Consider the following 22,238-nt stretch of genomic DNA (forward strand, 5'->3'; position numbering starts at 1 on the left):
CCTCAGCGCGCGGGCGGGGCGAAGCGTTCGACCCGGGGCGGCGTATGGGCCTTGGCCTGGGCCGTTTGCGCCGCCGCCTGTTCGCGCCGGGCGATCAAGGCTTCGGCCTTGTGGTGGTGGGGGGCCAGCTTGCGCACCATGACACGTCCGTCGCGCGGAAAGTAGCCGATGCGGCGGGCGTGCACGTCGCCCAGGTCTTGCGCCAGCACAGGGATGCCCTCGAGGCGCAGGTAATTAAGCACGAAGCGCGCATTGCGCTCGCCGATGTTCATCTGCTGCATGGCGCTCAGCACGGCGCCGCCGCCGAACACCTTGGCCTCGAGGCGCTCGCGCGCGGCCCCGGCCTTGAGCAGTTCGTTGATCAACACTTCCATCGCGTAGGCGCCGTAACGCATGGTGGCCGAAGCGGGCGCCTCGATGTCGCCCTCGGGCAACATAAAGTGGTTCATGCCGCCCACGCCCGTGAGCGGGTCGCGGATGCACGCCGCCACGCAGGAGCCGAGCACGGTGGAAATCATGATGTCTTCGCCGGCCGCAACGTAATACTCGTTGGGCAGCACCTTCACCGCCGGGCATTGGAAGGCGCTATCAAAATAGTGACGAGTCGCGCGGGCGTCGAGGCGTGGGGGCATGGAAGGGCGGGGAAGGGGGCCGCGCACAGCGGCAAGAAGCCACAGCTTGGCAAGCCGGTAATGTTAGCAAATTTGTTTTATGTAAATAAAAATGAATAAAAGGCGGGTGGAGCAGAGGAGCCCGCGCCGTTTACACGCCCGCCGGGCAAGCGGGCGGACGTTATGCGTCCCTATTTAATTCGGGCAGCTGCGGGCCAGCCGATGCCCGCACTATAGCGGCGGCGTCGGCTGGCCTTTTGGGGCAACAAGCGGCTTAAAACCGTGTACTGCGCGTGACTGACCAGCGGGCGGCCAGCGCCCCCAGGATGCTGGCGCCCGCCACCGCAACAGCCAGGACTGGCGCGCCCGGCAGGTGCAAGGCGAATTCGGCTCCGTAGCTGCGGGCCAGCCCTTGCAAGGCGTTGTTCAGCGGCGTCAGCGCCAGGGCGGCCGCGCCGATGGCCGCCAACGCCGCCAGCGCGCCCGACAGGGCGCCCAGGTAGAGAAAGGGGCGCCGCACGAAGGATTCGGTGGCGCCCACCAGGCGCGCCACGGCGATTTCTTCGCGCTGGAGCATGGCCTGCATGCGCACCGTGTTGAACACGGCCGCCAGCACCACGGCCGCCACGCATGCGGCCAGGAACAGCAGGCCCACCCGTGCGAACCTCAGGATGGCTTCGAGCCGCTGCACCCAGGCACTGTCGAGTTGCACCTGGTCGACGTGCTCCCACTGGCGCCATACCTGGGCCAGCTGGCTGGCGCGCTGGGCCAGCTGCTCGCCTTCGGTCAGGGTGGCGACCACGGCGTCGGGCAGGGGGTTGTCCGGCAACACCGCCAGGGCCTGGTCCCAGGTGGGGTTGTTGCGCAGCGCGGCCAGCGCTTCGTCGCGCAGCACCACACGCACGCCCTGCAGCTGGTCGCCATGCTCGACGCGGATGCGCTGCGCGATGGACTCGGCCGCGCCCGCCGGCGCCTGGGTCTGCAGGAAGAGGGTGACTTCCGGCGTGACCGACACCTGGCGCGCCACGGGCTGCGCGGACACCAGGACCGCCGCGCCCAGCAGGGGCAAGGCCAGCGCCAGCGTCATGACCAGCAAGTTGGCCAGGGTGGAGAAAGGTTGGGCCGCCAGACGGCGCAGCGTGACGGTCAAGGCATAGCGATGCTGCCGCAGCCAGGATTTCATGCGGAGGCTCCCGAATCGTAGAACTTGCCCGGCTCCAGCCGCAGCATGCGGGTGGCATAGCGGGACAACAGGGCCTCGTCGTGCGAGGCGATCAACGTGGTGACGCCCACGCGGTTGAAGTCGCGGAACACATTCAGGATGCGTTGCGCGGTGTCGTGGTCGAGGTTGGCGGTGGGCTCGTCGGCGATCAGGATGGCGGGCCGGTTGACGATGGCGCGCGCGATGGCCAGGCGCTGTTGTTCGCCCCCGGACAGCTCGATGGGATTCATGTCTTCCTTGCCCGCCAGGCCCACCTTGTCGAGCGCGGCGCGCGCGCGGCTGCCGGCCGCCTCGGGCGACTGGCCGATGACGGCCAGCGGCAGCATTACGTTCTGGAGCGCGCTGCGGTCATACAGCAGATGCGTATCCTGCAGAATGACGCCGACGGCGCGGCGCAGGTATGGCCGGGCCCGGGCGGGCAGCTTGTCCAGCCGCTGCCCATTGACCTGGATGGACCCCCGGCTGGCGGGCTCCAGCCCGCCTATCAGCTTGAGCAGGGTGGACTTGCCTGCGCCGGATGCCCCCGACACGAAGATGAACTCGCCGGCGCTGACCCGGAAGTTGATGTCGGCCAGGATGTTTCGGCCGCGCCCATACGATTTGAAGACGTGCTGGAATTCGATCATGGCGGCTGTTGAGAATGAAGCAGCAATAGTACAGCGCGGGTAAGGGCGCGGACATCGTGCCGCGACGCATTTTTTGCGTCCCTTTTTTTCATTTAAACCGTCAAGGGATTTCCCCCATGTCCCCGAATAACCTCAACCTTTACCATGCCGGCGATGCTTGACGCGCCGTGTCTTACCTCTTGGCGCATTGGGCTTCCCAACAGGAGATCAAACATGAAAGCACTGAAATTAGCCGCCGTTGCCGCCGCCCTGTTCACCGCGGCCTCGGCGGCCAATGCTGGCGCCACGTTCGACAGCATCAAGAAGAAGGGCTTCGTCCAGTGCGGCGTGTCTACCGGCATCCCCGGCTTTTCCATCGCAGACAGCAAGGGCCAATGGCAGGGCATCGACGTGGACATGTGCCGCGCCATCGCCGCCACCATGTTCAACGATGCAAGCAAGTTCAAAGTCACCCCCCTGAATACACAACAGCGCTTTACCGCGCTGCAGTCGGGCGAAGTCGACGTGCTGACCCGCAATACCACCCAGACCTTGACGCGCGACACCACGCTCGGTCTGATCGGCGCGGGCGTCAACTACTACGACAGCCAGGGCGTCATGGTCTCCAAGGACCTGGGCGTCAAGAGCGCCAAGGAACTCGACGGCGCCACCATCTGCGTGCAGCCGGGCACCACCACCGAACTGAACCTGGCCGACTGGTTCCGCGGCCAGAACATCCAGTTCAAGCCCGTGGTCATCGACAAATACGACGAAATCATCCGCGCCTTCTCGGCAGGCCGCTGCGACGCCTTCACCACCGACAAGTCGCAACTGGCCTCGACCCGCACCACGCTCGAAAACCCGGACAACTTCGTCATCCTGCCCGAAGACTTCTCGAAAGAGCCGCTGGGCCCCATGGTTCGCCAGGGCGACGAGCAATGGTTCAACATCGTGCGCTGGACGCTCAACGCGATGCTGGAAGCCGAGGAATACGGCATCACGTCGAAGAACGTCGACGAAATGCTCAAGAGCTCCAACCCCAACGTGCAGCGCATCCTGGGCGTGACCCCGGGCATGGGCAAGAACCTGGGCGTGGACGACAAGTGGGCCTACACCATCATCAAGCAAGTGGGCAACTACGGTGAAGTGTTCGAGCGCACGCTGGGCAAAGACAGCGCCATGAAGCTCGAGCGCGGCTTGAACGCGTCGTACAAAGACGGCGGTTTGATGTACGGCTGGCCGGTGCGCTAAGCACGGCTGCCCGGCAAGGCGGGGCCCCCCGCCTTGCCAAGCCCGCCTGCGGCGGGCGGCAGGAGTAAAGGTGGCGAGCGGATCTGCAGCCATCCCTGTTCGACTTCTGTAGATTCAATCCATGACAACTACCAACCCCCAGGTCCCGGCGGCGGCGCCCAAGCGACGCCTGAGCTGGAACGACCCCGGCGTGCGCGCCGTGGTGTATCAGGTTGTCGCGCTGGCCTTGGTTGCACTGGCCGCGTGGTACCTGGTTTCGAACACGCTGCATAACCTTGCAGTGCGCAATATCTCTACCGGATTCGGTTTCATCGACCGCGAGGCCGGCTTTGCCATCGGCGAGACGCCGATCGCGTATTCCCCTGCAGATACTTATGGCCGCGCCATTGCCGTCGGCCTGCTCAACACGCTGCGCGCCGCCGTGCTGGGCATTGTGCTGGCGACCCTGCTCGGCACGCTGATCGGGGTGGGGCGGCTGTCGAAAAACTGGCTGATCGCCAAAGTATGCTCGGCGTACGTCGAGGTCATGCGCAACGTGCCGTTGCTGTTGCAACTGTTCTTCTGGTATGCGCTGATCACCGAGAACATGCCCGGGCCGCGGCAGGCGGCCAATCCGCTGCCGGGCGTCTTTATTTCGAACCGCGGGCTGAAGGTGCCGGCCGTCGAAGGCGCGTCGCTGGATTTCGTGCTGGGCGGGCTGGCCCTGGCCATCATCGGCATCCTGGTGGCGGCCCATTGGGGCAAGAAGCGGCAGGAAGCCACCGGCAGGGTGTTCCCGCTGGGGCGGCTGGCGCTGGCGCTGCTGATCGGCCTGCCCGTGGCGGGCTGGCTGGTAAGCGGCGCGTCGTTGAGTCTGCAGATGCCGGAGCTCAAGGGCTTTAACTTCAGCGGCGGGCTGACCATGTCGCCGGAGTTCGCCGCCTTGCTTGCCGGGCTGGTGATCTACACGTCGGCCTTTATCGCCGAAGTGGTGCGTTCCGGTATCCAGGCCGTCAACCAGGGGCAGTGGGAAGCCGCCGGGTCCCTGGGGCTGAGCCGCGCACGCGTGCTGCGCCTGGTGATCCTGCCGCAGGCGCTGCGCGTGATCATCCCCCCCATGACCAGCCAGTACCTGAACCTGACCAAGAACAGCTCACTTGCCGTGGCTATCGGCTACCCGGATATCGTGTCGGTGGTCAACACCACCATGAACCAGACCGGGCAGGCCATCGAGGGCATCCTGATCATCATGGCGGCCTACCTGACGGTGAGCCTGTCGATCTCGGTGTTCATGAACTGGTACAACAAGCGCATCGCGCTGGTGGAGCGTTGATATGAGCACGACGACTCCCGTCCTCAATGAAGGCCTGCCCCCGCCCCGCAACCACGCGGGCCCCTGGGCCTGGCTGAAAGAGCGCCTGTTTTCCTCGCCGCTGAGCATCCTGGCCACGGTGCTGATGGCCTGGCTGCTGATCATGACCGTGCCGGCCCTGGTCGACTGGGCCTTCCTGCAGGCCGACTTCACGTCGGCCACCGCGCAGGAATGCCGCAAGGCGGCCGGCGCATGCTGGGCATTCATCGTCGAGAAACACCGGCTGATCCTGTTCGGCACCTACCCGTACGACGAGCAATGGCGCCCGCTGCTGGCCACCATCATTCTCATCGCCGTGATTGTCTGCAGCGGCCTGAGGCGTTTCTGGAACATGCGCCTGGCGGTGATCTGGGTGGTGGGCCTGACCGCCGTTGCGATCCTGATGTGGGGCGGCGTGTTTGGCCTGACCTACGTCGAGAACTCGCAGTGGGGCGGCCTGCCGCTGACGCTGATATTGTCGACCTTCGGCATCGCCTTCGCGTTCCCCATCGGCGTGCTGCTGGCGCTGGGCCGCAGGTCGCGGCTGCCCGCCATCAAGGCGCTGTGTGTCGTGTACATCGAGCTTATCCGCGGCGTGCCTCTGATCAGCCTGCTGTTCATGTCGTCGGTGATGCTGCCGCTGTTCCTGCCGGTGGGCTTTTCCATCGACAAACTGCTGCGGGCGCAGATCGCCATCATCATGTTCGCGGCCGCCTACATTGCCGAGACGGTGCGCGGCGGGCTGCAGGCGATACCCAAGGGGCAATACGAAGGCGCCGATTCGCTGGGCCTGAACTACTGGCAGCAGATGCGCAAGATCATCCTGCCGCAGGCGCTGCGCATTGTGATCCCGCCGCTGGTCAGCATCTTCATCGCGCTGTTCAAGGACACGTCGCTGGTGGTCATCATCGGCATCTTCGACCTGACGCTGGCCGCCAAGGCGGCGCTGTCGGATGCGGCATGGCGCGGGTTCGGCGTAGAGGCCTATGTGTTTATCTCGCTGATTTACTTCGTATTCTGCTTTTCGATGTCGAAATACAGCCAACGCCTCGAGAAACGCCTGGCGACCGGGCATCAACGATAGTTGCCGGGCCCGCGCCCGCCATCGGCGGGCCGGGCTGGCGTACCTTATGGGAGTAAAGGCATGAGCGATGCCATCATCCGCATGCAGAACGTGAACAAGTGGTACGGCCAGTTCCACGTGCTGCGCAATATCAACCTGGACGTGGCGCCCGGCGAGCGCATCGTGGTGTGCGGGCCGTCGGGCTCGGGCAAGTCGACCATGATCCGCTGCATCAACCGGCTGGAAGAGCACCAGCAGGGCCACATCATTGTCGATGGCACCGAGCTGACCAACGACCTGAAGCACATCGAGACCATCCGGCGCGACGTGGGCATGGTGTTCCAGCACTTCAACCTGTTCCCCCACCTGACGGTGCTGGAGAACCTGACGCTGGGGCCGACATGGGTGCTGAAGAAGCCCCGCGCCGAGGCCGAGGCCACGGCCATGAAATACCTGGAGCGCGTGCGCATTCCCGAACAGGCCAACAAGTATCCCGGCCAGTTGTCGGGCGGGCAGCAGCAGCGCGTGGCGATCGCGCGTTCGCTGTGCATGAACCCGAAGATCATGCTGTTCGATGAGCCCACGTCGGCGCTGGACCCGGAAATGGTGAAAGAAGTCCTGGATGTGATGGTGACGCTGGCCCAGGAAAGCGGCATGACCATGCTGTGCGTGACCCACGAAATGGGCTTTGCGCGCAAGGTGGCCAACCGTGTGATTTTCATGGACCGCGGCGAGATCATCGAGCAGAACACGCCCGACCAGTTCTTCGATAATCCGCAGAATGAGCGCACCAAGCTCTTCCTGAGCCAGATCCTGCATTAAGGGCCGGCCCGCGGGACGGAAAGCGCCTGTGCGTCGGGGTGGAGTATGCTAACCGACGCACAGAAGCTCAATCCGGAGACTCAAAACAATGCGCAACCCGCAAAAATTCCACGTTTCTTCTACCCGTCGCGCGCTGGTGCGCGGCGCCGTCGCCCTGGCGGCAACCTTCGGCTGCCTGGCGCCTGCCGCCGCGCAGGGCACCGATTTCCCGACCAAGCCGCTGCGCTTTGTCGTGCCGTATCCGCCCGGCGGCCCGCTGGACACGACGGCGCGCCTGCTGGCCGAGAAGGTCCGTGTCACGCTGAACCAGCCTGTCATCGTCGAGAACCGCTCGGGTGCGGGCGGCAACATCGGCGCCGACCTGGTCGCCAAGGCCGCGCCCGACGGCTATACGCTGGTGATGGGCGCGGTGGCCACGCACGCCATCAACCCGTGGCTGTTCGCCAACCTGCCCTACGACCCCATCAAGGATTTCGCGCCGGTCACGATTGTGGCCGCCGTGCCCAATGTGCTGGTCGTGAACGTGGATTTCGCCAAGAAGAACCAGATCGAGTCGCTGCAAGACCTGATCGCGTACGCGAAGAAGAACCCCGACCGCCTCAATTACGGCTCGGGCGGCAATGGCAGCGCGGGGCACCTGGCCGGCGAACTGCTGAAGGCCCGCGCGGACATCGATGTGGTGCACGTGCCCTACCAGGGCGCCGCGCCGGCGCAGCTGGCGCTGCTGGGCGGCCAGTCGGACTTCATGTTCGACAACCTGGCCGCCGCGGCGCCGCTCATCAGGGACGGCAAGGTAAAGGCGCTGGCCGTGACGACGCTGAAGCGCTCGTCGCTGTTGTCGGATGTGCCCACCATGGACGAAGCGGGTGTCAAGGGCTTTGACCTGGGCACCTGGTTCGGGGTGTTCACCACCGGCGGCACACCGGCCGATGTGGTGGCCAAGCTCAACAAGGCCTATGCCGACGCACTGCGCCAGCCGGACGTGCAACAGCGCCTGCTGGCCATGGGGTCCGAGGCGCAACCCATGACGGCCGAGGAATTCGCCGCGTTCGTCAAGCGCGAGAAAGACAAGTACCAGGAGATTGTGAAGCTCTCCGGGGCCAGCTTGAATTAATCGTTCTGCAGAGGGCGCGCTTATTGAGCCGCCCGGAACAAAGGGCGCCTCATGGCGCCCTTTGTCGTTCCGATCCCGTGCGCAATGACAGCGCCGGAGCTTCGGCGCTCGACGGTGTTTCGGCCTGGCTCGGAAGGTGTCAGACACCCGTCGACGGTGTCCCGGCCGGGCTAACGTGTCAGACTCCCGCAGGGTGTCTGACACTGGCGTGTCGGCGTTGCCGGCGCCATTGCGTATGGTGTCAGACACCCGCCGAGACCGGCGTTGATTGGTCGTGTCTCGCACCGGGTGTCAGACACCTGGTGCACTGTCTCGCATCGGGAGTCTGACACCGGGTGCACGGGTATCAAACACCGGGTACACGCCCGCTGCATATCGCGGAAGGCATCTGCGGAAGGCGTCAGACACCCGTCGACGGTGTTCCGGCCGGGCTAACGTGTCAGACTCCCGCAGGGTGTCTGACACTGGCGTGTCGGCGTTGCCGACGCCATTGCGTATGGTGTCAGACACCCGCCGAGACCGGCGTTGATTGGTCGTGTCTCGCATCGGGTGTCAGACACCTGGTGCACTGTCTCGCATCGGGTGTCAGACACCTGGTGCCACTGTCTCGCATCGGGAGTCTGACACCGGGTGCACGGGTTTCAAACACCGGGTACACGTCCGCGGCATATCGCGGAGGGTACCTGCGGAAGGTGTCCGACACCCGTCGATGGTGTTCCGGCCAGGCTAACGTGTCAGACTCCCGCAGGGTGTCTGACACTGGCGTGTCGGCGTTGCCGGCGCCATTGCGTATGGTGTCAGACACCCGCCGAGACCGGCGTTGATTGGTCGTGTCTCGCATCGGGTGTCAGACACCTGGTGCACTGTCTCGCATCGGGAGTCTGACACCGGGTGCACGGGTATCAAACACCGGGTACATGCCCGCTGCATATCGCGGAAGGCATCTGCGGAAGGTGTCAGACACCCGTCGACGGTGTTCCGGCCTGGCTAACGTGTCAGACTCCCGCAGGGTGTCTGACACTGGCGTGTCGGCGTTGCCGGCGCCATTGCGTATCGTATGGTGTCAGACACCCGCCGAGACCGGCGTTGATTGGTCGTGTTTCGCATCGGGTGTCAGACACCTGGTGCACTGTCTCGCATCGGGAGTCTGACATCGGGTGCACGGGTATCAAACACCGCGTACACGGATATCAAACACCGCGTACACGCCCGCGGCATGTAGATCGACGCAAACGCCCACGGCAAGCGGTTTCCGAATGGCCGCGCACGCCGCGCGGGGCGGCGTGCGCGGCCGGCGCTGCACTATCTTCCTCGCCCCCTACAGCGTCGCCAAATATGCAAGAACCCTGTTCGCCCCAGCGCCGTTGCGAGTTTGTACGGTGCGAGTCGGGGCGGGCCGGGGTGAGCGGCGCGGCGCCTCGGGGCCGGGCCCGGGCGCGGGGGGCGCCCGGACGGCGCCGTGAAGCCAAGGCGCTCACCCCGGCCCGCCCCGACGCCTCAAGAACCCCTCAACTTTGTAACCCTCCCCCCTCAAGCAAAGTTACGTTTAACCCCTGAAGTATTCCCGTAATCCAGACTGCCTACGATCTGCCCAGTATCCACAACCTGGCCACGAAAGCTGATCCCGAGCAGCCATGGACAACGTCATATCCTTGCAGCGCCGCACCGTCACCGCCCGTACTCCTCTGCCAGCCGCCATGCTGGCGTTCCGCGCCATGGCGGGCCACGAGGCCTTGTCGCAACTGTTCGAACTCGAAGTCGACCTGGTGTCGCCCTCGCATTCGCTGGACATGAAGCAGCTGCTGGGCAAGCCGCTGACGCTGGACATCCAGGCGGCCAGCGGCATCCGCCATCTGAATGGCCACATCACCCGCTGCAAGCTTGCCGGCCGCGAAGGGCCGACCTCGCGCCTGTACCGCTATCGCGTCACGGTGCGCCCCTGGCTCTGGTACCTGACCCAGACCTCGGACAGCAAGATTTTCCAGAACCAGAGCGTGCCCGACGTCATCCGCACCGTGCTCGCCGAGTATCCGTTTCCCGTCGAGTACAAACTGACCGGAGCCTATCGGAACTGGGATTACTGCGTGCAGTACCAGGAGACCGATTTCGCCTTCATCAGCCGCCTGATGGAGCACGAAGGCATCTACTATTGGTTCCGCCACGACGCCGAGCAGCACACCCTGGTGCTGACCGACGACGTGACGCAGCACGAAACCTGCCCGGGCTACGACACCATTCCGTACTACGGCCCCGACCGCGTCGCAGTACCCCGGCAGGAATACATCTCGAGCTGGGAAGTCGCCGAGCAGATCACGCCCGGCGCCTTCGCCACGTCCGACTATTTCTTCGAGACTCCCGGCGCAGACCTGCAGGCCCGCCGCAACAATCCGGGCGCCTACGACCATGGCGACCTGGAAATGTACGAATGGCAGGGGGGCTACACCAATCCTGCCGATGCCGAGCGCTATACCCGCGTGCGCCTGGAAGAACTGCAGTCCCGGCAGGAACAGGTAAGCGGCGGCTGCAACGTGCGCGGCATGGCGCCGGGCTGGCTCTTTACCCTGCGCAACCATCCGCGCCAGGCAGAGAACCGCGAATATTTGATTGTTTCGGCGCACTACCGCATCCAGGAAGCCGCCCAGGCCAGCGGGCTGGACGCGGCGACATTCGATGTGGGCTTTACCGTATTGCCGGCCGCCGTGCCGTTTCGCGCGCCGCGCGTCACGCCCATGCCGCATACCCATGGCCCGCAAACGGCCAGGGTGGTGGGCAAGGCCGGCGAGCAGATCTGGACCGACGCATACGGCCGCATCAAGGTGCAATTCCACTGGGACCGGTACGGCCAGAAGAACGAGAACAGCTCATGCTGGGTGCGCGTGTCCAGCCCCTGGGCGGGCGGCGGATTCGGCGGCATCCAGTTGCCGCGCGTGGGCGACGAAGTGATCGTGGATTTCATCGGCGGCCACCCCGACCGGCCCATCGTCATCGGCCGCGTCTATAACGCGAGCAACATGCCGCCGTGGGACCTGCCCGGCAACGCGACGCAAAGCGGCTTTCTGAGCCGTTCGCGCGACGGCACGCCGGGCAATGCCAACGCGCTGATGTTCGAAGACAAGCCGGGCAGCGAACTGGTGTGGCTGCATGCCGAACGCGACCTGACCACCGAGGTCGAAGGCAACGAGCTGCACGCCACCGACGGCACGCGCACCACCTTTGTCGGCTCGCACGATACCACCGTCATCGGTTCGGGCGGCGCAGGCAATCGCGACGTCACCGTGCATGGCACCGACACGCTGCACGTGGACGGCGATCGCACGGTAACGGTAGACGGCAGTGAAACCTATACCGTCAGGCAGGGCCGTACGGTGCACGTTACCGACGGGCTCATGGACGAGAAATTCGACCAGGGCCTGCACACCACCATCGCTGCCCAGGGCGAAATACGCGAAGTGACCGGGCTTTTCGACGAAACCCTGCACAGCGGCGAGCGGCGGCATGTCACCGGCGATGTCAACGAGACGCTCGATGGCAATGTGACCTTTGCCATCGAAGGCGGCGGCACATTTACGGAAACCATCCAGGCGAACCATATCCACGAACTGACCGGCACCCAGGATTCGACCATCACGGGCGAGGTTACCCATACGATCAACGGCGCGCTGACGCAGACGGTGACCGACCCGGTCATCGTCAACGCGCAAACCAGCATGACCGTGAACACGCCCAGCTGGACGGTCAGCGGCGCCAAGCAGGCGTTCTGGGCGTCCAGCTTCGTGCGCGGCACGCCTGCGCGCGCCACGCTGGTGGGCGCGGCCGCAGACCTGTGGGGCGTGCGGCAGCAGGTGTATGCCGGCGTCAACTCGCAGTGGTCTACCGTGAAAATCGACCTGGCCGCGTTCAAGAACGGCGCGTCGGGCTTTGAGTTCGGTGGCGCGGCCACGCAGATCAAGGCGATAGGCGTGCAGGTCAAGAGTGGGGTGGCCGGCATTATTTCGCGCGCGGCCAGCATATTCACGTGAGGCCCGGACAACATGACCAATCTTGCATGGTGGGTGGCCGGCACTGTCGCGACGGTGTTGTTCGTGGGTTTTGTCGCCATGATTGTGCGCGACAACGCCCGGCTGTTTGACCAGGAACGCGCCCTGGCCGGGCAGCTGGCGCAGTCGGGGCAGCCCGCCGTGGCCACGGTGCTGGCGCTGGAGCGCCAGCCGGGGGGAAGACCGTACGCCGCGCCGATGAAGATGCGGCTGCGCTACGCAGATACACGCGGCCGCGAGCAGACGGTCGAGCTGCGGCTGTATATCGATCGCGAATTGCTTGCCGGCTTCATGCCGGGCCAGGCCGTGCACGTGCGCTACGACCCGCAGCAACCTGGCAGCATTGCCATCGACCGCGAGCTCAGCCCCACGGATGTCCCGGCGTCATGGCGCAGTTGAGGGGGCGGGCATGAAGATCGTCAAGCCATTGCGCCTGGGCCTGTTGAGCCGGCCCTACATGATGCGCGGAAGATCGGCTCTGGGCATCAGCGCGCTGGCGCTGGCCGGTCTGGACGCGCGGGCTTTGTTGCTGCCCGAGGCCGAGCTGTGGGAACTGGCCGGCGAGGCGCTGGGCGAAGACGGCGTGCTGGACCTGGGCGTGCCCAAGCCTTGCGCCGAGTTCCTCGTCACCGGCAACGCGTACACCGCGCACCAGGCGCGCCGGGATGCCTGCGCGGTGCGTGTGCGAGTGGGCGACAGACAGAAAAGCCTGATGGTGTTCGGCGACCGGTTCTGGGTGGGCCAGCAGGCCAGCGAGCCGCTGCCGTACGAAATCATGCCGCTGGACTGGCGCCATGCCTACGGCGGCCCGTCTTATCCGGACAACCCGCAGGGGCGCGGCGCGGACGATGAGTTCATCAACGGCGTGCGCACCCGCCGCCTGCCCAACATCGAGCCCCTGGAAGGCCGCATGGCGCGGCCTGACCAACAGCCCGCGCCCGCGGGGCTGGGGCCGGTGTCGCCGCTGTGGCCGCGCCGTTTCGAGCGCGCCGGGGCCTATCACGACAGTTATCCGGATACCGCCTTTCCGGGGTTCCTGGACACGCTGGACCCCCATTTTTTCAACGCTGCGCCGCCCGACCAATGGTGGCCCGGCCGCCCCGAACTTGCGCCCGGTATCGATTACGAGTTCTGGAACATGCACCCGCGGCATGCCTGCATGCAGGGTGTACTGCCGGACTGGCGCGCGCGCTGTTTCGTTCGGCGCGCCGCCACCCAGGCCCTGGAGGCCGTGCCGCTCGCACTGACGACGGCCTGGTTCTTTCCTGACCGCGAGCGGGTGCTGCTGATCTATCAGGGCGTTGCGCCGCTTGCCGAAGATGACGGCGCGGATGTGGACCTGCTGATGCCCGCCCTGGACACGGGCGTTGATGAGCGGCCCATGTCTCATTACGAGGCCGTGCTGGCGCGGCGGCTGGACCCGGACTATGGGCCGCTGCACGTGCTGCTCGATGATGAACTGCTGCCGGCCGGGCACCTGGGGCCCTGGGAATCGCTGGCGGCATGGGATCCGATGCGCAGCCCGCTGGCCCGCAACCAGCATGCGCGCGCGGCGTCGATGCGCGCGCACATGCAGGCCGAGGCGCAGGCCGCCGGATTGGATGCGCAAGCCTTTGACGTGACGCTGCCCCCGGACACTGCCTTGCCCGCCTTGCAGGACCTGCCGTCGATGGCCCGGCAGGCAGCGCAGGCCGCCCAAGAGGCGCGTATCGACATGCTGCATGCGCGCAGGCAGGTAGCCGCGCAGATACGCGACCAGGCCGGCGACATGCCGGCCGGCATGAACGCCGCCACATTGCTCGACAGCGCCGAGAAGCCCGCCAGGGGCGGGCCGCCGACGCTGCTTGGGCATCCCGGCCTGGCGGAGCTGCAGGCGCTTGCGTCGCGCCGGCCGCCCGAGCCGGGCGGGCAGGCGCTGGATGACGCGTCGGTGCGCGGCATGATGAAACAGGCCGACGACCAGCTGCGGTCGCTGTATCTGCAGGGCGCGCACCTGCAGCCGCCCGCCGACGCGGCAAGGCCGGCGCGCGCGGCGCGCATGAGGCGCCGGGTGCAGTCCATCATGGCCGGCAGCCGCGATCTGTCCGGCCTTGACCTGACCGGCGCCGACCTGTCGGGGCTGGACCTGCGTGGCGCCCGATGTGCAGGCACGATGTTCGAAGGCGCCGACTTGTCGGGCGCGCGCCTGGACGGTGCGGACTTGACGCGCGCGGTGCTGGCGCGTGTGCGGGCGCAGGGCGGTTCATGGCGCGCCACGCAGTTGCATGGCGCCAATCTGGGGAGCGCCGTGTTGCGGGATATCGACCTTGGCCAAGCCACGATGACCGACTGCGAACTGACGGGGCTCAGGCTCAGCCATTGCCGGCTGGCGGGCCTGGCCATGAAGAATTGCGCCCTGGCAGAAACGGAATGGACCGATTGCTGCTGCGACGGCGCCAGTTTTGATACGGTGACGTTCTGGCAACAAACCCGCCTGACGCGCGTGAGTTTCGCCAACGCGAGCATGACGCGCGTAAGCTGGGTGGACTGCGTGCTCGACGAAGCGGCGTTCGGCGACGCGCAGTTCGTGCGTTGTTCGTGGGTGCAGTCGCATTGCGTGACGCCGCCGGACTTTACGCGCGCGCAACTGACCACTTGCTGCGCGGTAATGACCGATATGGACGAGGCAGTGTTCGCGGGGGCCTTGCTGCGCGAGTGCAGCCTGCGCGGTATCGGCCTGGCGGGCGCCGATTTCGGCAAGGCCGGCCTGCTGCGCTGCGACCTGTCGGGTGCGGACCTGCGCGGCGCCGACCTGTCGGGCGCGTGCGCGGACGAGTCGCTGTTCATCCGCGCCTTGCTCGACGGCGCCGATTGTTCAGATGCCGACCTGAAGCAGGCATTGCTGCACGATGCCACGCTTGCACATGCCAGCCTGCGCGGCGCCAACCTGTTTCGCGCCGATCTGGCGCGCGCGCGGCTGGATGGCAGTACCGATACGCGGGGCGCCTACGTGCACCTGGCCAACACGCGGCCCGTCGCGCCCAAGGCGTCATGCTGACGCCCGCCGACTTGCAGGCCCGCGTCAAGGGCGGCGAGATGCTGGCCGGCCTGGATCTGCGCGGCCTGTCGTTGCGCGGCATGGACATGGCCGGCGCCGTGCTGCATGACTGCGACCTGACAGGCGCCACCCTGGCGGACACCGATTGGCGCGACAGTCGCTTCCATGCCTGCCGCATGTCGCACACCGATTGGCGCGGCGCGGATATCAGCCATTGCGCCTACTTCCGCTGCGCACTGGAGCAGGCCGATTTCCGTGCTGCCGTGTGCAACGAGGCCGCGTTTACGGAATGCCGGGCGCGGGGCATAGATTTCAGCGGCACGACGCTGGCGGCCTGCCACTTTACCCAGACCGACCTGGCCCATTCGCGTTGGGAGGCCGCCCAGCTGCATGACGGATCCTGCGGCGAATGCGCGCTGGAGCACGCGAGCTTTGCGCAAGCCAGCCTGGTCAAGGTTGTGTTTATGCACGCCGATCTGCGGGTCACGGTATTGAGCGGGGCTGCGCTGGACAAATGCGTGTTCACCGAAGGCGACCTGCGCGGCCTGGCGCTGGGCGGGCAGCGGCTGGAAGGCTGCCAGTTCATCGATGCGCGCATGGATGGCTGCGACCTGAGCTGGGCGCAACTGCGGCAGGCCAACTTCAAGGGCGCATCGCTGCGCGGCGCGCGGCTGGTGCAGGCTCGCGCCGACCGGGCGCTGTTCGTGCAGGCCGACCTGACCCAGGCCGATGCAACAGGGGCTTCATTTGTGCAGAGCATGTGGCCCGACGCCTGCCTGGATGGCGCGACGCTGAGCGGGGCGAACCTGACGCAGGCGGTGCTGCATCGTGCGCGCTGCGCCGCCGCGCGGTTTGATGGGGCGCAGTTGGGGTATGCCGATTTTTCGTGCGCCGACCTGCGCGATGCCGACCTGCGGCACGCCAGCTTCGGGCGCACCCAGTTGCACCGCGCGCTGACCGAGGGCGCACGCTGGACGACGCGCGCTGGCGTGCTGGAAAACGATGCCGCCCTGTATGAGGCCGAGCTGTGGTCGGCCCGCCGCCCTGGCGCGACTTCGGCCGCGTCAGGGCCCTAGCTACAACCGGAGGCTCTGTGTTCGCCGACTGCCAGCTCATGGGAATGGACCTGGCCTTTCCCGATATTTGCAAGACGCCCCCTGCGTTGTTGCCGGTTCCGTACCCCAACTTTGCGCTCGGGCCGATGGCGATTCCCAATGTGTGGAACACGCTGCTGATGATGATGCCGGCGCACAACCTGCTCACCACCATTCCCATCACCAATGGCGACAATCCCGGCGTGGCCCTGGGGTTGATTTCCCAGACGGTGATGGCGCAGGCGCGCCGCATCACCTGCGTGCCGAATGTGTTGTTCGGGTGCATTCCCGCCACCCGGCTTACGGGGCTGACCATCCAGAACACCATCAATGCGCGCGGCATGCGGGTGCTGCCCAGCCAGCTGAAAGTGGTGTTGCTGGGCGGCGGAGCAGGCGCCGGGCGGGCGGCGTCGGCCGCGCGCGGCGCGGGGGTGGGCGGCACGACGCGCACTGGCCGCCTGGCGGCGCGCGCATCAGGCAAGTCCGGCCAGAGCCGCGCGGCGCCCGCCCCGAGCGCGGCGTCGCGCCCGGCCACGCCGGCGGCCAGGTCGGCCCCGCGGGGCGGCCAGCCCCGCGCCGAACCGCCCAAGGCCGATCCACGCTACAAGCGCGGCAAGTTTCGCAAGGGCGTGCGCGACCAGGCCTGGGACGCCGCCAAGGGCAGGGACGGCAAGGTGCGCGACCCCGTGTCCGATAAGGTGATGAAGAAAGACGAGCCCTGGGATATGGGGCACAAGCCGGGTTTCGAGCATCGCAAGCACGCCAGGAGCGCCGCCGAGCGGAACATCGACCGCAAGCAGTTCCTCGATGAATACAATGACCCTTCCCACTACCGGCCCGAACTGCCCAGATCCAACCGCAGCCACCGGGGCGAACTGAAAACGGACGACTACTTTGGCTACTGACGCGTCTCCCGCCGTAACGCCGCAACGCAAGGCCGTGGCCCGGCATGTGCTGGATGTGTTCGACGGCGCACCGGTGGTGCATGCCTACCACCACGACACGCTGGCGCTGTCGATCGACATCCTGGAAGTCGATGACAGCCCCGATGACGGGCTGGTGTCGTATTCCACGCTGGGGCTGTTCGAGACCCTGCTGCGCCACGGCGACGGCACGCCCTTGGAAACGCGGGTAGAACTGTGCGCCGAGGCCCCGCAAGAGCAAGACCTGTGGGGCAATATCCTCGGCACCGCGGCCTTCGGGCTGATGCGGTCAGGGCAGGCCGTGGGCCCCGGCAGCGTGCTGCGCGACTGCGTGCTCGAGTACTACCCGCAATGCAGCGTTCCGCATCTTTATCTGTGCGCGCCGTTTTCGTGGCAGGACGGCGAGTTCGCCCGGGTCGAGGTCGACGGCGAGCCGGTCAACTGGCTGCAGGCGTTTCCGATCAGCGAAGCCGAGCGCCAGTACGTGCAGGAACGTGGCGCAGATGCGTTCGAAGACATCCTGCTCGACCAGGATCCCGACCTCTACGATCTCGAACGCCCGTCGGTCGTATAACACCGCCACCCGCCCCCGCCGGGTGGCCGCAGCCACATAGGTGTCTGACACCCTTCGGGAGTCAGACACCGTCCTGGCACAAAGCCGACCGCCACAGCGATGGGGTGTCTGACTCCCAAAGGGTGTCAGACACCGTACCCGCACAGAGCCGACCGCCACAGCGATGGGGTGTCTGACTCCCGAAGGGTGTCAGACACCATACCCGCACAGAGCCGACGCCACAGCGATGGGGTGTCTGACTCCCGAAGGGTGTCAGACACCGTCCTGGCACAGAGCCGACCGCCACAGCAACCGGGTGTCTGACACCATACGAACTCGCGCGGGCCGCGCCTGTTTCTTACGTCGGCCGCGCCCAGCCCTTGGCGTGTTCCACCGCCTGACGCCAACGGGCCAGGCGCGCCTGGCGCTGGTCGGCGGACCATTGGGGTTCGAAGCGGTGCTCCGCTTCCCATTGCGCCGCGAATTCGTCCAGCCCGGACCAGAACCCCGTGGCCAGGCCGGCCAGACCGGCTGCGCCTCGCGCGGTGGATTCGGCCACGCGCGGGCGCACTACCGGTACGCCCAGCAGGTTGGTCTGCATCTGCATGAGCAGATCATTGCGCGCCGCGCCGCCGTCGACGCGAAGTTCCGACAGCTCGATGCCGCTGTCTGCATTCATGCATGTGAGCAGTTCGGCGCTTTGCAGCGCGATGGCTTCCAGCGTGGCGCGCGCCACGTGCGCGCGCGTGGTGCCGCGCGTCAGGCCCACCAGGGTTCCGCGCGCATACGGGTCCCAGTCGGGCGCGCCCAGGCCGGCGAAGGCCGGCACCAGGAACACGTCGTCTGTGTCGGCCACGCTGGCTGCCAGCGCCTCGACCTGGTCTGACCGCTGGATGATGCCCAGCCCGTCGCGCAGCCACTGCACGGCGGCGCCGGCCATGAAAACGCCGCCTTCCAGCATGTACGTCGGTTGCCCCGCCGTGCCCGCGCCGGGCGCGGGCAGGCCCCAGCCTATGGTGGAAAGCAGGTTGTTCTGTGACGCGACGGGCCGGTCGCCGACATTCATCAACATGAAGCAGCCGGTGCCGTAGGTGTTCTTGGCCATGCCCGGCTTGAAGCACGCCTGCCCGAACGTCGCGGCCTGCTGGTCGCCGGCGACGCCTGCAATAGATATGGGGCCGCCGAACCACTCGGGCAGGGCATGGCCCACTTCTGCGCTGCTGGGAGCCACCGCCGGCAGCACGCTGCGCGGAATGTCCAGCAATGCCAGTATCTCGTCGCTCCAGTCGTGCGCATGGATGTCGTACAGCAGCGTGCGCGACGCATTGCTGGGGTCGGTACTGTGCACCTGCCCGCCGGTCAGGTTCCATACCAGCCAGGTGTCTACCGTGCCGAAGGCCAGCTGGCCGCGCTGGGCGGCCTGGCGCGCACCCGGCACATGTTCGAGCATCCAGGCCAGCTTGGTGCCGGAAAAATAAGCGTCCAGCACCAGCCCCGTGCGTTCTTGCAGCAGTTTGTCGTGGCCTTGCTGGCGCAGCGCGTCGCACATGGGCGCGGTGCGGCGGTCTTGCCAGACCAGGGCGCGGGCCAGCGGCCGGCCAGTGGCGCGGTCCCAGATCAGCGTGGTTTCGCGCTGGTTGGTGATGCCGATGGCGGCGATATCGGCCGCGCTGGCGCCGGCATTGCGCAATGCCTCGCGCGCCACATCGAGCTGGCTCTGCCAGATCTCGTTGGCGTCGTGCTCGACCCAGCCCGGCTGCGGGTAATACTGGCGGAACTCGCGCTGCCCGACGCCGCGCGCCGCGCCATGCCGGTCGAACACGATGGCGCGCGAACTGGTGGTGCCCTGGTCCAGGGCCAGAATGTACGATTTCGTCACGGATGCCTGCCTATCAACCTTGCAGTTGAGCCCCGGCCTGCGGCGCCAGCCGCCTGAACGACAGCGTAGAGGCCGCGCACAGCACGCCGATGACCACGAACGCCACCATCGCGTCGCCAGTGGCGAAATGGTCGGCGCCACGCACAGCCATGCTGATATTCAGCGTGACCGCGGCCACCCCGACCCCCAGGCTGATGCCCAGTTGCTGGGCCATGGCCGCAAAACTGCTGGCGCTGCTCATGCGCTCGGGCGCGATGTCGGCATAGGTTAGCGTATTTACCCCGGTGAACTGCAAGGACCGGAAGAAGCCGCCCACCAGCAGGATGCCGATCAGCAGCCACACCGGGGTGCCTGGCGTGAACGCGGCGCAGGCCATGATGAACAGCCCCGTGAGCACCGCGTTGACGGTCAGCACGCGCCGGAAACCGAAATGCCGCACGATGGGGGTGGCCACGAACTTCATCAGCAGCGCGCCGGCCGCGCTGGCAAAAGTGATAAGCCCGGCCGAGAACGGCGTCAGCCCGAACCCCACCTGCAACTGCACGGCCAGCAGGAAGGGCATCGCGCCCACCGCAAACCGGCACAGGTTGCCGCCCAGCACCGAAATGGCGAAGGTCGGCTCTCGCAGCAGGGTGAGGTCGAGGATGGGGTGGGCGGCCCGCCGGGCATGCCACACGTACAGGCCGCCGCAGACCAGGCCCACGAGGGCCATGCCCGCCACCATCAGGGGCGGCACCAGGCTGTGGCCCAGCGCCTCGAAGGCGCTGACCAGGGTGGCCAGGCAGACGGCGCTGAGCAGAAAGCCCAGCCAGTCCAGGCGCGGCGTGGACGCCTCGCGGATTTCGGGCACGTAGCGGCGCACCAGCGCAATGCCCGCGATGCCTATGGGTATGTTGATCAGGAAAATCCAGTGCCAGGACATGTAGGTGACCATGAATCCGCCCAGCGGCGGCCCGATCACGGGGCCCAGCAGGGCCGGTATGGACAGGAAAGACATGGCCTTGAGCAGGTCTTGCTTGGGCACCACGCGCAGCAGGATGATGCGCCCCACCGGCACCATCATGGCGCCTGCCATACCCTGCACGACGCGCGCGGCCACCAGCTGGGCCAGGCTGTGCGACATCGCGCAGGCGATCGAGCTCAGGGTGAACAGGGCGATGGCGGCGGTGAACACCCGGCGAGCGCCATAGCGGTCGGCGGCCCAGCCGCTGACGGGCACGAACACCGCCACTGCCAGCAGATAGGACGTAATGGCCACATTGAGCCGCACCGCCGTGGTCTGCAGCGACTGCGCCATGGCCGGCAGGGCCGTGGCGACGACGGTGGAGTCGAGCATCTGCATGAAAAGCGCGCACCCGACAATGAAGGGAATCATCCGCGCCGCGCGGGCCGCGTCCGGGGAAGGGGGAGGAGAGGAGGCTGGTGCGACGGAATCTGCAGACATGTGGACGGGAGACAGGGGGGCCAGCCGATTGTAACGTCCGGGGGCCGGCCGGGCTGAAGTAAACTGGGGGAATCTGCAACCTGTTTTTATACGGTGCCATGGCAAGTCATTACGAATCCGACATCACTCGCTTTCTGAAGTCGTACAAGGCGCAGCATCCCGACGTCGAGCAACGCCAGCGCGAAGGCCGCGCCCGCCTGTGGGACAAGAAGCAGGACACCGAGCTGCTCGAGGCCTTCCGCGCCGCGCGCGTGCCGCAGAAGCCTTACGTGTATCACAGTGAATAAGCGCCATCGCCGCGCGCGCCTCGTGTCTGCATCCTGACGACGCGCCATGCCTGCGAACCATCCCGTTTCCGGCGAGGCCCTGGCCGCCCTGGTCGAACCCCCCGTCGACAGCACGCCCGACGTGGTCGACAGCGTGGCCTTTGCGCGCCTGTACGGCGAACCGCTGTTCCAGCTGCCGACCGACCTGTACATTCCGCCGGACGCGCTTGAAGTATTCCTGGAAACCTTCGAAGGCCCGCTGGACCTGCTGCTGTACCTGATACGCAAGCAGAACTTCAATGTGCTCGACATCCCTATGGCTGATGTCACGCGGCAGTATCTGTCGTATGTCGAGCAGATCCGCATGCACAACCTCGAACTGGCGGCCGAATATCTGCTGATGGCGGCCATGCTGATCGAGATCAAGTCGCGCATGTTGCTGCCGGTAAAAAAGACAGACACCGGCGAAGAGCCCGAAGACCCGCGCGCCGAGCTGGTGCGGCGGCTGCTCGAGTACGAGCAGATGAAGCTGGCGGCCCAGAAGCTCGACACCCTGCCGCAGCTGGGCCGCGATTTCAAGCGCGCCCAGGCCGTGGCCGACATCACGACCGAGCGCATGCTGCCCGATGTCAGCGTCGACGACCTGCGCGCCGCGTGGGCCGATATCCTGAAGCGCGCCAAGCTGAACCAGCATCACCACATCACGCGCGAACAGCTGTCGGTGCGCGACCACATGACCCACATCCTGCGCCGCCTGAATGATGTGCGTTTCATCGAGTTCGGCGAGCTGTTCATGGAACGCATCCGCGAAGGCGCGCCGGTGGCGGTGGTGGTGGTACATTTCATCGCCATGCTCGAACTGGCGCGCGAATCGCTGCTGGAAATCACCCAGGCCGAGCCCTACGCGCCCATTTATGTGCGCCTGGCGTATACCAGCGTAGCTGCCGCCGCCTGAAGCCGCGCGCGGGCTGCACGCCGTTTCGGAGA

General features: G+C 66.4%; 18 protein-coding genes. 13 read left to right on the forward strand and 5 right to left on the reverse strand.

The window, feature by feature from the left end:
• Positions 1-2 precede the first annotated feature (2 nt).
• The 3 genes from cheD to CAL18_RS01035 form a co-directional block, all read right to left on the reverse strand.
• Positions 3-632: a chemoreceptor glutamine deamidase CheD gene (gene cheD / locus CAL18_RS01025; RefSeq protein ID WP_026639421.1), complete on the reverse strand. Its 630-nt coding sequence runs from the start codon at positions 630-632 to the stop codon at positions 3-5.
• A gap of 253 nt (positions 633-885) precedes the next feature.
• Positions 886-1,794, reverse strand: coding sequence for a cell division protein FtsX (locus CAL18_RS01030; protein ID WP_094817177.1), 909 nt, complete (start codon positions 1,792-1,794; stop codon positions 886-888).
• The gene (locus tag CAL18_RS01035; RefSeq protein ID WP_026639419.1) at positions 1,791-2,459 is read right to left on the reverse strand and encodes a cell division ATP-binding protein FtsE; all 669 of its coding nucleotides are present in this window, start codon (positions 2,457-2,459) and stop codon (positions 1,791-1,793) included. The genes CAL18_RS01030 and CAL18_RS01035 overlap by 4 nt, the downstream gene beginning before the upstream one ends.
• 213 nt (positions 2,460-2,672) lie before the next feature.
• On the opposite strand from CAL18_RS01035, the gene CAL18_RS01040 reads away from it, so the two are divergent.
• The 11 genes from CAL18_RS01040 (at position 2,673) to CAL18_RS01090 (ending at position 17,683) form a co-directional block, all read left to right on the forward strand.
• Complete coding sequence (locus tag CAL18_RS01040; protein WP_026639418.1) at positions 2,673-3,689, forward strand: amino acid ABC transporter substrate-binding protein; 1,017 nt, start codon at positions 2,673-2,675, stop codon at positions 3,687-3,689.
• A gap of 121 nt (positions 3,690-3,810) precedes the next feature.
• Positions 3,811-5,001, forward strand: a complete 1,191-nt coding sequence (locus tag CAL18_RS01045) for an amino acid ABC transporter permease (RefSeq protein WP_026639417.1) — start codon at positions 3,811-3,813, stop codon at positions 4,999-5,001.
• Between the two features lies 1 nt (position 5,002).
• A complete protein-coding gene (locus CAL18_RS01050; protein ID WP_094817178.1) occupies positions 5,003-6,103 on the forward strand; it encodes an amino acid ABC transporter permease in 1,101 nt (366 codons plus the stop codon).
• Positions 6,104-6,163: 60 nt separating this feature from the next.
• Positions 6,164-6,904: an amino acid ABC transporter ATP-binding protein gene (locus CAL18_RS01055; RefSeq protein ID WP_026639415.1), complete on the forward strand. Its 741-nt coding sequence runs from the start codon at positions 6,164-6,166 to the stop codon at positions 6,902-6,904.
• A gap of 88 nt (positions 6,905-6,992) precedes the next feature.
• On the forward strand, positions 6,993-8,018 hold the full coding sequence (locus CAL18_RS01060; protein WP_094817179.1) for a Bug family tripartite tricarboxylate transporter substrate binding protein: 1,026 nt from the start codon (positions 6,993-6,995) through the stop codon (positions 8,016-8,018).
• Positions 8,019-9,652: 1,634 nt separating this feature from the next.
• On the forward strand, positions 9,653-12,037 hold the full coding sequence (locus CAL18_RS01065) for a type VI secretion system Vgr family protein (RefSeq protein WP_094817180.1): 2,385 nt from the start codon (positions 9,653-9,655) through the stop codon (positions 12,035-12,037).
• A gap of 12 nt (positions 12,038-12,049) precedes the next feature.
• A complete protein-coding gene (locus tag CAL18_RS01070) occupies positions 12,050-12,454 on the forward strand; it encodes a DUF3592 domain-containing protein (RefSeq protein WP_026639412.1) in 405 nt (134 codons plus the stop codon).
• Positions 12,455-12,464: 10 nt separating this feature from the next.
• Entirely contained in the window at positions 12,465-15,092 is a 2,628-nt protein-coding gene (locus CAL18_RS01075) for a DUF2169 family type VI secretion system accessory protein (RefSeq protein WP_094817181.1), read from the forward strand.
• Positions 15,086-16,168 carry a pentapeptide repeat-containing protein gene (locus CAL18_RS01080; RefSeq protein ID WP_094795806.1) on the forward strand — a complete coding sequence of 361 codons (1,083 nt, stop codon included), beginning with the start codon at positions 15,086-15,088 and terminating at the stop codon, positions 16,166-16,168. Before CAL18_RS01075 ends, CAL18_RS01080 begins: the two co-directional genes overlap by 7 nt.
• Positions 16,169-16,185: 17 nt before the next feature.
• On the forward strand, positions 16,186-17,091 hold the full coding sequence (locus CAL18_RS19915; protein ID WP_094817182.1) for a PAAR-like domain-containing protein: 906 nt from the start codon (positions 16,186-16,188) through the stop codon (positions 17,089-17,091).
• Positions 17,081-17,683 (forward strand): suppressor of fused domain protein, encoded by a 603-nt coding sequence (locus tag CAL18_RS01090; RefSeq protein WP_249278363.1) that lies wholly within the window; start codon positions 17,081-17,083, stop codon positions 17,681-17,683. Before CAL18_RS19915 ends, CAL18_RS01090 begins: the two co-directional genes overlap by 11 nt.
• A gap of 337 nt (positions 17,684-18,020) precedes the next feature.
• Here CAL18_RS01090 and glpK read toward each other — a convergent pair whose 3' ends face one another.
• A complete protein-coding gene (gene glpK / locus CAL18_RS01095; protein WP_026640633.1) occupies positions 18,021-19,541 on the reverse strand; it encodes a glycerol kinase GlpK in 1,521 nt (506 codons plus the stop codon).
• Positions 19,542-19,554: 13 nt separating this feature from the next.
• Entirely contained in the window at positions 19,555-20,985 is a 1,431-nt protein-coding gene (locus tag CAL18_RS01100) for a DHA2 family efflux MFS transporter permease subunit (protein ID WP_094795808.1), read from the reverse strand.
• Positions 20,986-21,083: 98 nt separating this feature from the next.
• Here CAL18_RS01100 and CAL18_RS01105 point away from each other — a divergent pair, with 98 nt between their 5' ends.
• Together CAL18_RS01105 and CAL18_RS01110 are read left to right on the forward strand one after the other, a co-directional pair.
• On the forward strand, positions 21,084-21,272 hold the full coding sequence (locus CAL18_RS01105) for a DUF3460 family protein (protein WP_026640635.1): 189 nt from the start codon (positions 21,084-21,086) through the stop codon (positions 21,270-21,272).
• 46 nt (positions 21,273-21,318) lie between these two features.
• Positions 21,319-22,206, forward strand: a complete 888-nt coding sequence (locus CAL18_RS01110; RefSeq protein ID WP_026640636.1) for a segregation and condensation protein A — start codon at positions 21,319-21,321, stop codon at positions 22,204-22,206.
• Positions 22,207-22,238: the final 32 nt, after the last annotated feature.

Origin of the sequence: Bordetella genomosp. 7 (assembly GCF_002261415.1) — a bacterium.
Classification (GTDB): Bacteria; Pseudomonadota; Gammaproteobacteria; order Burkholderiales; family Burkholderiaceae_B; genus Bordetella_A.